The organism is Streptococcus pseudopneumoniae IS7493 (assembly GCF_000221985.1).
Lineage (GTDB): Bacteria > Bacillota > Bacilli > Lactobacillales > Streptococcaceae > Streptococcus > Streptococcus pseudopneumoniae.
In genome coordinates this window covers 1,879,041-1,891,684 of record NC_015875.1, presented here as the reverse complement: position 1 = coordinate 1,891,684, position 12,644 = coordinate 1,879,041, and the positions used below count along the sequence as shown (strand labels likewise).

The window sequence follows — 12,644 nt, the reverse complement described above, 5'->3', positions numbered from 1 at the left end:
GAATGATTTATATTTATCTATTTTTCTAGTAACCAATCTATGATATTTTTCTTCTCAATACCATTGTAATTTGCTGTTGGCTGAATCGTATCCATTGTTAATAGATATTTTGGGAATTGATCTTTAATGGCTTCTAGTGGTCTAAGTTCTCTTTCTAGTGTTTCTGGAGCAAGTGTTGTTTCACTGACCTGATAATAAGCGTAGTGACCAAGATCAGTTACAACAACAAAATCAACCTCATATTTATCTAAATTACCAACATATACTTGTGAATATCTACGTCTTAATTCCAAATATACCATATTTTCCAAGATATGCCCAATGTCTTCCTTGTGGTCTGGTAATAAGAGATGTCGTAAACCTAAATCAACGGGATAATATTTTTCTAAGCGTTGCAATAATGCTCGACCTTTTACATCAAAACGTGGAACGGAATAAAAAAGCAAACTATCTGTCAAAGTCGTCAAATAATTTTCCAAAGTATTATGGGAGATTGAAACGTTTTGGCTGACCAGGGTATTACGAATCTTATTTGTTGATATTAAGCTACCTGTACTACTGAGAAGGGTTCGGACAATGCGCTCAATAATAGTAGGATTTGGATTTCCCAATCTAGTGACAATATCATTTAACAGTATGGAGTTATATATTCCTCTGAGATAGTCAATTTTTTCAGCGTAAGATGATGTTTGTAATAAGTAAGGGAAAGCACTAAAGAGATAATTGTTAAAAATTTCTGTTGTATTCAGATTTTCTGTGAGAGATTGACCTGATAGATATTCTTCAAATGACAAAGGAAGAACCTCTATCTCAACATACCGACCAGTTAAGTTTGTTGCTAATTGGCTGCTCATAAAGTAGGCGTTGGATCCAGTCAAATAGAGGTCAACATTTGGTAGGATGAATAGGCTATCTGCAACTAGTTCAAATTTTTCAACATGTTGAATTTCATCTAAAAAGATATAGTATGTTTTCTCGCTAACTAATTGCTCTTTTATATAAGCGTATAATGTTTGAAAATGTCGGAGGTCATAATAACTCAGATCCTCAAAATTGATGGATATGATTTGATCCTCGTCTACCCCAGTTGCTAGTAACTCCTCTTTATAGAGTTGAAAAAGCACAGATTTACCAGCTCGTCTAACTCCACTCACAACCTTAATGATTTGACGGTCACGATGTCTTCTTAAAAAATCTAAATAATGTGGTCTTTTAATATAGTTCATAAATAGATACCTCAAAGATAGTATAATACAAATAGACATTATTTTCAAATATTTAGAAATAATATTTAATTCGTTTGATTATTTCTAAGTATTTAGAAATATAGTAAAATGAACCAAAAATAGTACACAATGTGGTATAATCTTTTATGGCATATTCAATAGATTTTCGTAAAAAAGTTCTCTCTTATTGTGAGCGAACAGGTAGTATAACAGAAGCATCACACGTTTTCCAAATCTCACGTAATACCATTTATGGCTGGTTAAAGCTAAAAGAGAAAACAGGAGAGCTAAACCACCAAGTAAAAGGAACAAAACCAAGAAAGGTTGATAGAGATAGACTTAAAAACTATCTTACTGACAATCCAGACGCTTATTTGACTGAAATAGCTTCTGAATTTGGCTGTCATCCAACTACCATCCACTATGCGCTCAAAGCTATGGGCTACACTCGAAAAAAAGAACCACACCTACTATGAACAAGACCCAGAAAAAGTAGCCTTATTTCTTAAAAATTTTAATAGTTTAAAGCACCTAGCACCTGTTTAGATTGATGAAACAGGATTCGATACTTATTTTTATCGAGAATATGGTCGCTCATTAAAAGGTCAGTTAATAAGAGGTAAAGTATCTGGAAGAAGATATCAGAGGATTTCTTTGGTTGCAGGTCTAACAAATGGTGAATTAATCGCTCCAATGACTTACGAAGAGACGATGACGAGTGACTTTTTTGAAGCTTGGTTTCAGAAATTTCTCTTACCAACATTAACCACACCATCGGTTATTATTATGGATAATGCAAGATTCCATAGAATGGGGAAGCTAGAACTTTTATGCGAAGAGTTTGGGCATAAACTTTTACCTCTTCCTCCCTACTCACCTGAGTACAATCCTATTGAGAAAACATGGGCTCTTTTGTCCTGCTCTTGTTTCAATTGACTATAAATCGCTATAAGAAAAAATCATTTTATTGGTATAAAGAAGTGATTGAAAGTAATGGCGAAACGTTAGATAATTAGTTCATAAAAAAACAAGTTTAGATCCTCATCTAAACTTGTTTTTTAAAAATTGAAGGATGATTTTGGAGGATATGAGATGACATTGATTATTCATGTATATTATAAGGGTGATGGAGATAGTGAAATAAAGTTTGCAAGAGAAATGCTTGATAGTGGCCTTGTTGAAGAAATTAGAAATCAAAAAGGTAACTTGAAATACGAATATTTTTTACCAATTGAAAAAGAGTGAACTATTCTCCTTATTGATCAGTGGACAAATCAAGAAGCTTTAGATAAACATCATCAATCAAAGACAATGCAGAAAATCTTAGATTTAAGAAAAAAATATCACTTGCAGATGCAAGTTGAACGTTATATAGAAGATGATTCTGGGATACCAGAAAGCGATAAGTCGTTTATAGACATGGGGGATTAGAATTATTGTGAGAGTTTTTGTAGTTTGAAAGTATTGCAAATCGTAAAGATATCATTACGAGAATACAAGAAGATATTGTTCTATTTCCATTTGAAATTACTTCTTTCCTTAACAATAAGGAAAAAGAATGCGTTTTAATCTTTTGGTTTGAGGTTTATAATAAGAGTATCAAAGTCAGGAGGAAAAAAGATGACTACTTTTAAAGATGGATTTTTATGGGGTGGTGCTGTTGCTGCTCATCAACTTGAAGGCGGATGGCAAGAAGGTGGCAAGGGAATTAGTGTTGCTGATGTTATGACTGCTGGTCGCCATGGAGTAGCTCGTGAAATTACTTCGGGAGTTTTAGAGGGTAAATATTATCCAAATCATGAGGCGATAGATTTTTATCATCGTTATAAAGAAGACATAGCACTTTTTGCTGAAATGGGATTCAAGTGCTTCCGTACTTCTATTGCATGGACACGTATCTTTCCAAAAGGTGATGAGTTAGAGCCGAATGAAGAAGGATTACAGTTTTATGATAATCTTTTTGATGAATGCTTAAAGAATGGTATTGAACCTGTCATCACTCTATCTCATTTTGAAATGCCTTATCACTTAGTGACCGAATATGGTGGTTGGAAAAATAGGAAATTGATTGATTTCTTTGCTCGTTTTGCAGAAGTCGTATTTAAACGTTACAAAGATAAGGTTAAATATTGGATGACTTTCAATGAAATCAATAATCAAGCGAATTATCAGGAAGATTTTGCACCATTTACTAACTCAGGTATTGTATATGAGGAAGGTGATAATAGAGAAGCAATTATGTATCAAGCAGCACATTACGAATTAGTTGCTTCTGCACGAGCTGTAAAAATTGGTCATGAAATTAATCCAGATTTTCAAATAGGTTGTATGATTGCGATGTGTCCAATTTATCCAGCTACTTGCAATCCTAAGGATATCTTAATGGCAATGAAAGCTATGCAGAAGCGTTATTATTTTGCTGATGTGCATGTTTTAGGTAAATATCCTGAACATATTTTCAAGTATTGGGAACGAAAAGGTATTTCAGTTGATTTTACTGCCCAGGATAAAGAAGATTTACTTGGTGGGACTGTAGATTACATTGGCTTCAGTTACTATATGTCCTTTGCTATCGACTCTCATCGTGAAAATAATCCTTATTTTGATTATCTTGAAACAGAGGATTTAGTAAAAAATAATTATGTTAAGGCTTCTGAATGGGAGTGGCAAATTGATCCAGAAGGTTTGCGTTATGCGTTAAATTGGTTTACAGACCACTATCACTTACCACTCTTTATTGTTGAAAATGGTTTTGGAGCTATAGATCAAGTTGCAGCAGATGGTATGGTACATGATGATTATAGAATTGAATATCTAGGTGCCCATATTCGTGAAATGAAAAAAGCTGTAGTTGAAGATGGTGTTGATTTAATGGGATATACTCCATGGGGATGTATTGATTTGGTTTCGGCTGGTACCGGTGAAATGAGGAAACGTTATGGATTTATTTATGTAGATAAAGATGATAATGGTCAGGGAAGTTATAATCGTTCCCCGAAAAAATCTTTTGGCTGGTATAAGGAAGTTATTTCATCTAACGGCGAATCAGTAGAATAGTGTAAACAAACTGAGGTTATTCTCAGTTTGTTTAGCATATTGGGGTGACATATGATTGGAAGTATTGCAGCAATTTTAACAACATTTGCATTTTTACCACAAGTTTTTCGTGTAGTTAAGACAAAGGATACGGAATCTATTGCTCTAGGCATGTATGTTATGCAAGTTATTGGTATTGCATTGTGGCTTGCTCATGGTATTCGTATAGGTGATTTACCTTTGATTTTAGCAAATAGTGTTTCATTTCTATTTTCAGGAATAATTTTATTTTATAAATTGAAGTATAAATAATTTTTTTCCATATCATTTAGGAAAATGAGGGAATTGTCATTGAAAACGCTTTATCTTATAATGAGATTAGATAACAAATAAGCCAACTTAGCACAGCTTTGATTGGATTTAAGAAAAGGAGAAAATATTATGGCAAAAGCTTTAATTATTTGTGCAGCAGGAATGTCTTCATCACTTATGGCACAGAAAACAACAGAGTTTCTAAAAGGAAAAGGGAAAGATATTGTAGTTGATGCTGTTAGTGCTACTGAAGGAGGGAAAGCTATCGCAGCAGCAGATTTTGATTTATATCTCGTCAGCCCTCAAACAAAAATGTACTTTAAGCAATTTGAAGAGGCTGGTTCTAAAGCAGGAAAACCAGTTGTACAAATACCTCCTCAAGCATATATTCCTATTCCAATGGGTATTGAAAAAATGGCCAATTTGATTCTTGAGAATATTTAATAAACATATAAAATGCCATTAAATATTTAAGTTAAGCTAAATTGTTTTGAGTTTGATATAAACTGATTTAAGTGTATAATATGCTTTAATATATGAAAACCTACGTTTTAGGAGGGAATAAATGTGTTAAACATTAAGGAGAAAGATATCCTTCAATTTTTAATAAAAAATAAGGAGCGTTTTGTTACAAGCAAAGAACTGGCAGAATATTTATCCTGTTCAGATAGAACTGTTCGTAATGCACTGAAACTAATTGAGAAGACCATGATAATTCAAGGCGTCCAGTTGATTTCAAAACAAGGTCAAGGGTATCAAATATTTTTTGAAAATCAAGGCGCTTACCAGGAGTTTAGACAAACTTATGAACTGGAAGAAGACTATACGAAAACTGCGGTTTCAAAAGGTGATGATCGTTTAGTATTTATCTTAAATAAATTATTATTTGAGCAAGTTCCAGTTCTTTTTGATGATTTAGCTGATGAACTTTACGTTAGTCGTTCAACATTATCTCATGATTTCAAAAAGATACGAGTGATGTTATCAGAGTATAATTTGTCTATTGAGAGTAGGGCGAATAAAGGAGTTTATGTCTCAGGCGAGGAACGTGATAAACGACGTTTTATCATGCATTATTTCCTAGAGAATCAATTTTTTAAAACATTACATTGTTATGTGAAATTTAACTTTTTTGATCAAACTGTACCATTAGAAGAATTTGCTAGAATTGTTTTGGATGAATGCCAAGAAGCCAACCTAAAACTATCTGATTTTGTACTACAGAACTTAGTAGTTCACATAGCATTGTCTATGATTCGTTTAAAATCCGGATTTGAAATAAAAAATATAGACTGTCAGATGACTGATGATGCAATAGAGAGAAAGGTTGCTCAAAGAATTCTTTCTAAAGTAAGTGAAGTAACAAATCAGGAATTTCCAGTTCAGGAAATAGACTACATTACTTTGCATTTGTTAGCTAAGAGTCAACAATGTCAAAAAAATCAGAAGAATATTTCTGAAGAAGTTTTAAAAAAATCTTTATTTAAAACATTTCAGGATTTAGGATTAGATGATATGTATAACTTTTCTTCAGATTTCCAACTAATTGAAGGATTGATAACTCATCTAATGACACTACAAGTACGTTTAGAAAGCCGGATTACCTTAAATAACCCTTTGGTAGATGAAATTAAACAGAATTATAGTGATATATTCTTTATGACTAGAGAAATTCTTGCAAATATGGACAAGTTCTTGGAGTGGACAATATCAGATGATGAAGTAGCATATGTAAGTCTTCACTTTTTAGCTGCTATGGAACGTAGCAAAGAGAGTACTAAGTTTAATATTCTTGCTATTTGTGCAACAGGATTTGGTGCAGCCCAAATGTTAAGAAATCGTTTGGAAACGGAGTTTGGGAAGCGAGTAGAAGTTGTTGATGTAATAGGCTACTATGAATTGAATCAAGAAAAACTTAAAGGAATAGATTTTATAGTGTCAGCTGTTGATTTATCAAATCTATATTTTCAAATCCCAGTTTTTAAAGTTAGTGTGTTTCTTAAAAGTGATGAGATGGAAATGATTAGAAAAGCTATGGATCAGATGCAAGTTTCTAGTTATGTACAATCATCAAAGATTAACAAATTTGAAAACAACGGCTTTAGACAGTATTTTAGTAAAGAAAATTTTTTAATATGTACTGAATCAGACAAGGTAAATTTACTTGAAAAGATGGTTGAGGGTTTATCTGTTGGTGAATCAAATGAGTTTGAACAATCTTTACTTTATGGAATTAAACAGCGCGAAGAATTAAGTTCAGTTGTTTTTTCTGAAAAAATTGCAGTTCCGCATCCTATTCAGCCCTTTGGTACAGAGGGAAAGGTTTCGGTTGCAATTTGTAAAGATTCGCTACTCTGGGATAATCAAAGTTCACATGTCCAGCTAGTATTTCTTCTATCTCCATCAATATATGGGAACGAAGGTTTGGCAACTGTGACTAAAAAGATAGTCTCTCTGACAGAGAATGATGAATTGCAAAATCAGCTAATATCTTGCAATAACTTTGAAGATTTTATTAACATATTTGAGAAGATAAAATAGGAGGTTCATATGAATCAAGAGGAACTGCAGGTTGCAGCATTTGAAATTATCCTGCATTCGGGAAATGCAAGGTCAGAAATACATGAAGCATTTGCAAAAATGAGAGAAGGTAGTTTTGATGATGCAGAAAGTAAATTAAATCAATCAAATGAGATAATTCTTGAAGCGCATCATGCACAAACCAAACTCTTGCAAGAATACGCAAGTGGAGTGGAAATTAAAATTGAAATTATCATGGTACATGCTCAAGATCATTTAATGACCACTATGACATTATTAGAAGTAGCAAAGGAAATGTTAGCTCTTTATAAGAAAGTTAACTAAATATAAGGAGGGAATGATATGGATAGAAAAGAACGACAAAAAATTGAACAACAACGTCGAGAGATGGCTCTAACTAATACTTTTTTTAATCGATATCTTCTTCTACGTTATTCAATAGCACTCTTCTTTTTTGGGAATATTTATTGGCTTTTGAATCAGTTTATTAGTCCCTCGCCTATTATTATTTTCCCCATTATGCTCATAGTATTTTCTATTTTAGCAACTATTGAACAATTTAAACTCTATGGAAATAGGAAAGAAAAGCTGGGAATAACACTAATGTTTGTTAGAATACAAATGCTTATTTCAATAGGATTACTTGTTTTAACTTGGACAAGTTGGTTTACGAATCTTTTTCCGATTTTTGAAAATAACCAAGTAGCACGTTTATTTGTTTTTGTAGTTCTTCTATTAGGTTTAGTTCTGAGTTTGTTAGACATTAGAAGAATTAAAAAAATTTATAAACGAACAGATAAGGCTTATCAACAATTTGTCCAATTGGAAAAGAACTCACTTCGTTTATAATCCTGATCTAGTATCATTTGTATTTGAAACTAGTCTTCAAAAAGTAAAAATTATTATGTTTTATTAAGGAGGTCTATTTATGGATCAACAAAACGGGTTGTTTGGTTTCCTTGAAAACCATGTTATGGAACCAATGGGCAAACTTGCCCAGTTTAAAGTAGTACGTGCTATCACGGCTGCTGGTATGGCAGCTGTACCATTTACTATTGTAGGATCAATGTTTTTGGTATTCAGTATTTTGCCACAAGCTTTCTCATTTTGGCCAATTGTGGCAGATATTTTCTCTGCTTCATTTGATAAATTCACATCACTTTACATGGTTGCAAACTATGCGACTATGGGTTCTCTATCTCTTTATTTCGTTCTATCACTTGCATATGAATTGACAAAAATTTATGCAGAGGAAGAAGAACTCAATATGAATCCTCTTAATGGTGCCTTGCTTGCCTTGATGGCTTTTGTCATGACAGTACCGCAAATCATTTTTGATGGTGGAATGATGAAGGCTGTGACAAGTCTAAAAGAAGGCGCAGTAATTGCAGATGGATGGGCAATGGGAAATGGAGTCGCACGTTTTGGGACAACAGGGATTTTTACCGCAATCATTATGGCAATTGTGACTGTTCTTATTTATCGTATGTGTGTTAAAAATAATTGGGTTATTAAAATGCCTGAAGCTGTTCCAGAAGGAGTTTCTCGTGGATTTACCGCTTTGATTCCAGGATTTGTTGTTGCATTCGTTGTTATCTTTATCAACGGTCTTCTTGTAGCAATGGGAACAGATATTTTTAAAGTCATTGCAATTCCATTTGGTTTTGTATCCAATCTGACTAATTCATGGATTGGTTTAATGATTATTTATCTGTTGACTCAACTACTTTGGATTGTAGGTATCCACGGTGCGAACATTGTTTTTGCATTTGTTAGTCCAATTGCTCTTGCTAACATGGCTGAAAATGCTGCTGGCGGGCACTTCGCTGTTGCAGGTGAATTTTCTAATATGTTTGTAATTGCAGGTGGTTCTGGTGCAACATTAGGCCTATGTTTATATATTGCTTTTGCCTCTAAATCTGAACAGCTTAAAGCAATAGGACGAGCATCTGTAGTTCCGGCCTTATTTAATATTAATGAACCATTAATTTTTGGATTACCTATTATCTATAATCCAGCCTTGGCTATACCATTTATTTTAGCACCAATGGTTACTGCTACTATTTATTACGTAGCGAATTCTCTAAACTTTATTAAGCCAATTATCGCACAGGTTCCATGGCCAACTCCAGTAGGGATTGGAGCTTTCTTAGGGACAGCAGATCTTCGAGCTGTATTAGTTGCTCTAGTATGTGCATTTGCAGCATTCCTAGTCTATCTTCCATTCATCCGTGTATATGATCAAAAATTGGTGAAAGAGGAGCAAAGTATTTAATAAGTAAAAAAGCATATTCGATGATAAAATCCATATAGTTTAAATAATGAGTGTTAACATTAGCAGTGAAGAGATCTTTTTAAGATATTCTTCTCTGCTTTTTCATTTTATTTTTTTGCTATGTAGGGTATGAAGCAAAATAGAAAGTAGTTTGAATAATTGATAAACAGGGAACTGCTGTTACTTTAAAAAAACAATACAGTAAAGTATGTTATCGTAGAATACGATACAATAGTAAAAAAGCAAAAAGAATGCGTTTTATATTTGGGTTTGAGGCTTATAAAATAGGATAAGCGTGCTGAAAACTTAGATATGACAAACAAAATAAAATTTTTAAAAGCTACATAGAAACATGGTATAATGTATCTAAAGGCATGATTCAAATCAAGAATATGATTCTTAATCTCTGTTGCCCCAGAAAGGTCATTAGAGAGGGAAGCTGTGACAGGGGTGCTAGTATCACTCAACATGATACACACATCTAATTTTGTAGAGCTCACGTCTAAACAGACAAAACATTTCATTAAGGAAGGTCTCCTTTCTATTAGATTTGGAAGTTTTCTTGACTATTGTAAGGTTTCCCAGAAACATCTTGTTCCAACATCCTCGCATAAGAGAATCCTTATCACAGCCTGACAGAGCCGCCTGCATCCTACTAGATGCAGAAGTCAAGCTGTGGAAACAGCTAGTGTGTTGGAAGTTTGAACAAGGCTTGGGTAACAGACTTTTTAATGAAGTCCAAGCAACAAGGAGAAAAACCATGAGTCCATTCCATGACTCTATTGTTCTAGAAAACCTTGCAATAGTCAAGTGATAACAAATAAAACTTGGGATTGAAATATACCCATGATTATATATTACGAGGAGGTGTATTATGACGCAACGTATAAAAATAAATACTAAAGTTTTATTATCATATATTCATAATTCTAATACTCCTATTGAATTAATACGTAAAAAATTGCCTAATATAGATAAGTTTTTATCTGGAGATTTAGAACCAACATTCAATCAATTATCAGTACTTTCGAAACTTATTAATGTTCCTACTGGATTGTTAGTACTCAAAGAAAAAATTATACCTATTAGTTTAGATGTTGATTTTAGAACTTTAAATTCACAACGTATATCTGAAATGAGTTCGGAATTAAAAGCTACAATTCTTGAAATGCAAGAAAAACAAGAGTTTTTGAGAGATGCAGTTGAGGATGAATGTTATTTTGTAGGTATGTTTGATTTTAATAGTAAACTTGAAGAAGTAATAGAGAAAGCACGAACTCTTCTGGGACCTGAGATTACTCAAAATCGTTTTAGATATTACAGAAAAGTGCTAGGTAAATTAGGAATATATATTTTTTTAAATGGTAAGTATAAGGATAACACGCATCGCCCGTTAAATGTTAAAGAATTTAGAGGATTTGTTCTGTCTGATAAAAAGGCGCCTATTATTTTTATCAATCAGTTAGATTCTAAAGCAGGTCAATTATTCACGCTAATACATGAATTTATTCATGTATTGTTTGGTGATAGTGACTTATTAGAACCTGAAGAGGTGGGTAAGCAAAATAAAAAAGAGGCGGTAATAAACTCGATAACAGCCGAAATTTTAGCTCCAAAATCTTTAATTATAGATATGTTTGATGGAGAGAAAACGATAAAAGATAATTTAGAAATTATTGTAAAGAAAACTGAGGTTAGTAAGTTTGTCATTTTAAGGCGTTTATATGATTTTTCCATTATTTCCAAAGATACTTATCAATCTATAAATTTTGAACTAGAGGAAGAATTTAATCAAATACAAAAACATAGAAAACCTTCTAGTGGTGGCAATTATAGTAATAATCTTAGATTCAGAATTGACAACAACTTTTTTAAATATGTGAATAATGCTGTTCAACAAAATAAGATTACATATACAGATGCTTTTAATATTGTTGGAGTAGGTTATAAAGGATATAAGATATTGAGTAAGGGGGAGGGATAGATGTATTTATTAGATTCAAACATATACATAAATTTTTATGATAGATATTATCGTAAAGAATTTTTCCCAACTTTCTGGCTTAAGTTGGGCAGTATTTTAAATTCAAATGTGGTAGTTCCTAGAATAGTGGTTTCAGAGAATTATCAAAATCCATGGTTTAGGGAGTGGTTAGAGGAAAACTACAAAAAAGATTTAATAGATCATAAATCTTATGCTAGAGAGTGGAGTGAAGTAATTCAATACATTCAAGATAGTCCTTTATATAAAGATACTGCTCTTTTATCGGAAAAAGGCTGGGCAAATGAAAGAATTGCTGATCCATGGTTGATTGCTATTGCTAAAAAAGAGAATTATACAATCGTAACTGATGAAATTAAAAATGTCAATCTTAATGATGTGAACCCTAGCAGGAATGCTAAAGTTCCAGATGTATGTGAAAAACTTAATGTTCAATGTATTTCAATGAACCAATTTTTCAAAGAAATTAGCCTATCTATCTGATGTTAATACTAGACTAAAATCAAAAAACATCTTACATTAGTAGTTATTAATCTTACAAACGAAGAAATACAGAAAATTGAAAAACTCCTAAGAGATTCGTCGTAGGCCAAATATCACAAACGTCTACAGATTATATTTTTGTTCAAAAGAGTTATAAGGAAATCATGGATCTGCTAGATTGCAATAAAACAACTGTTTGGAGGAATTTGAAGAAATATAAGGAGGTAGCATATGTCCTTAGATATAGATAAAGAAAAGATGACAATCATGGGAATAGCTTTTGAAAACAGATCCGTTTTTAAGAGTGTTTGGTATGCTTTAAGTACAAATATGATTGAAGGATGGCGACCTACGGTTAGTGATGTTGAAAAATTACGAGATGAAGCTCTTGCTCTGGGGATGACTTAATGAAGCGCAACTGTTATGAATCTTATGACTATGTTGATCCGGATAATTTATATACCGATCCGGGTTCTTCAGTTCTAAGAAATAAGCAGGAAGGAAAAAAGCATGTGAGCTTGAATATCGTATGATTGCTAGTAAGAGTTTGAAATTATTTATCAATCCTATCTTAGTTAATAGTTTAAAAGTAGTTTGTTTCACAACTGCATAAGCTTAGAAAAGTTGAAAAGTGATAACTCTTTAATAAACTCTTGGTTTGTTAAAAGATATTTTGTCCACTACATTTTTTCAATTGACTATTATTTGTCATAGATATAACAGATAGAACATTGCATTCAGAATAATGAAAAACGCATCAAAAATGGTG

Annotated in this window: 11 protein-coding genes and 4 pseudogenes; 13 read left to right on the top strand and 2 right to left on the bottom strand. The window is 32.6% G+C overall.

What is annotated here, in order from left to right:
- Positions 1-17: 17 nt before the first annotated feature.
- A complete protein-coding gene (locus tag SPPN_RS09870) occupies positions 18-1,226 on the bottom strand; it encodes an ATP-binding protein (protein ID WP_001106640.1) in 1,209 nt (402 codons plus the stop codon).
- A gap of 146 nt (positions 1,227-1,372) precedes the next feature.
- Here SPPN_RS09870 and SPPN_RS12425 point away from each other — a divergent pair.
- From SPPN_RS12425 to celB, 9 genes and pseudogenes are all read left to right on the top strand, one after another.
- Positions 1,373-2,162 (top strand): annotated as a pseudogene (locus SPPN_RS12425) (IS630 family transposase).
- A 156-nt stretch (positions 2,163-2,318) separates the two neighbouring features.
- A pseudogene (locus SPPN_RS14360) lies at positions 2,319-2,657 on the top strand (antibiotic biosynthesis monooxygenase family protein).
- Positions 2,658-2,846: 189 nt separating this feature from the next.
- Positions 2,847-4,283, top strand: a complete 1,437-nt coding sequence (locus tag SPPN_RS09845) for a 6-phospho-beta-glucosidase (protein ID WP_000206480.1) — start codon at positions 2,847-2,849, stop codon at positions 4,281-4,283.
- Between the two features lie 51 nt (positions 4,284-4,334).
- Positions 4,335-4,574 (top strand): SemiSWEET transporter, encoded by a 240-nt coding sequence (locus SPPN_RS09840; RefSeq protein ID WP_000580381.1) that lies wholly within the window; start codon positions 4,335-4,337, stop codon positions 4,572-4,574.
- Between the two features lie 129 nt (positions 4,575-4,703).
- Positions 4,704-5,018 carry a PTS cellobiose transporter subunit IIB gene (locus SPPN_RS09835; protein ID WP_001029639.1) on the top strand — a complete coding sequence of 105 codons (315 nt, stop codon included), beginning with the start codon at positions 4,704-4,706 and terminating at the stop codon, positions 5,016-5,018.
- 123 nt (positions 5,019-5,141) lie between these two features.
- Positions 5,142-7,115: a BglG family transcription antiterminator gene (locus SPPN_RS09830; protein ID WP_000932062.1), complete on the top strand. Its 1,974-nt coding sequence runs from the start codon at positions 5,142-5,144 to the stop codon at positions 7,113-7,115.
- Between the two features lie 9 nt (positions 7,116-7,124).
- Positions 7,125-7,439 carry a PTS cellobiose transporter subunit IIA gene (locus tag SPPN_RS09825; protein ID WP_001070943.1) on the top strand — a complete coding sequence of 105 codons (315 nt, stop codon included), beginning with the start codon at positions 7,125-7,127 and terminating at the stop codon, positions 7,437-7,439.
- 18 nt (positions 7,440-7,457) lie between these two features.
- Positions 7,458-7,964 (top strand): hypothetical protein, encoded by a 507-nt coding sequence (locus tag SPPN_RS09820; protein WP_000375180.1) that lies wholly within the window; start codon positions 7,458-7,460, stop codon positions 7,962-7,964.
- A gap of 79 nt (positions 7,965-8,043) precedes the next feature.
- The gene (gene celB / locus SPPN_RS09815; protein WP_000372711.1) at positions 8,044-9,390 is read left to right on the top strand and encodes a PTS cellobiose transporter subunit IIC; all 1,347 of its coding nucleotides are present in this window, start codon (positions 8,044-8,046) and stop codon (positions 9,388-9,390) included.
- A gap of 362 nt (positions 9,391-9,752) precedes the next feature.
- Here the strand turns inward: celB and SPPN_RS13035 are convergent.
- A pseudogene (locus tag SPPN_RS13035) lies at positions 9,753-9,914 on the bottom strand (IS110 family transposase); the annotation flags it as partial.
- A gap of 350 nt (positions 9,915-10,264) precedes the next feature.
- On the opposite strand from SPPN_RS13035, the gene SPPN_RS09805 reads away from it, so the two are divergent.
- The 4 genes and pseudogenes from SPPN_RS09805 (at position 10,265) to SPPN_RS13525 (ending at position 12,283) form a co-directional block, all read left to right on the top strand.
- Positions 10,265-11,374: an ImmA/IrrE family metallo-endopeptidase gene (locus SPPN_RS09805; protein ID WP_000194091.1), complete on the top strand. Its 1,110-nt coding sequence runs from the start codon at positions 10,265-10,267 to the stop codon at positions 11,372-11,374.
- Entirely contained in the window at positions 11,375-11,875 is a 501-nt protein-coding gene (locus tag SPPN_RS09800) for a DUF4411 family protein (protein ID WP_000281041.1), read from the top strand.
- Positions 11,876-11,920: 45 nt separating this feature from the next.
- Positions 11,921-12,099 (top strand): annotated as a pseudogene (locus tag SPPN_RS14060) (helix-turn-helix domain-containing protein); the annotation flags it as partial.
- A 7-nt stretch (positions 12,100-12,106) separates the two neighbouring features.
- A complete protein-coding gene (locus tag SPPN_RS13525) occupies positions 12,107-12,283 on the top strand; it encodes a hypothetical protein (protein WP_000050748.1) in 177 nt (58 codons plus the stop codon).
- Positions 12,284-12,644: the final 361 nt, after the last annotated feature.

Coding starts and splice junctions, on each gene's coding strand:
- SPPN_RS09845 (WP_000206480.1), top strand. CDS start 2,847: ATGACTACTTTTAAAGATGGATTTTTATGGGGTGGTGCTGTTGCTGCT.
- SPPN_RS09805 (WP_000194091.1), top strand. CDS start 10,265: ATGACGCAACGTATAAAAATAAATACTAAAGTTTTATTATCATATATT.
- SPPN_RS13525 (WP_000050748.1), top strand. CDS start 12,107: ATGTCCTTAGATATAGATAAAGAAAAGATGACAATCATGGGAATAGCT.
- SPPN_RS09820 (WP_000375180.1), top strand. CDS start 7,458: ATGGATAGAAAAGAACGACAAAAAATTGAACAACAACGTCGAGAGATG.
- SPPN_RS09800 (WP_000281041.1), top strand. CDS start 11,375: ATGTATTTATTAGATTCAAACATATACATAAATTTTTATGATAGATAT.
- SPPN_RS09840 (WP_000580381.1), top strand. CDS start 4,335: ATGATTGGAAGTATTGCAGCAATTTTAACAACATTTGCATTTTTACCA.
- SPPN_RS09870 (WP_001106640.1), bottom strand. CDS start 1,226: ATGAACTATATTAAAAGACCACATTATTTAGATTTTTTAAGAAGACAT.
- celB (WP_000372711.1), top strand. CDS start 8,044: ATGGATCAACAAAACGGGTTGTTTGGTTTCCTTGAAAACCATGTTATG.
- SPPN_RS09825 (WP_001070943.1), top strand. CDS start 7,125: ATGAATCAAGAGGAACTGCAGGTTGCAGCATTTGAAATTATCCTGCAT.
- SPPN_RS09835 (WP_001029639.1), top strand. CDS start 4,704: ATGGCAAAAGCTTTAATTATTTGTGCAGCAGGAATGTCTTCATCACTT.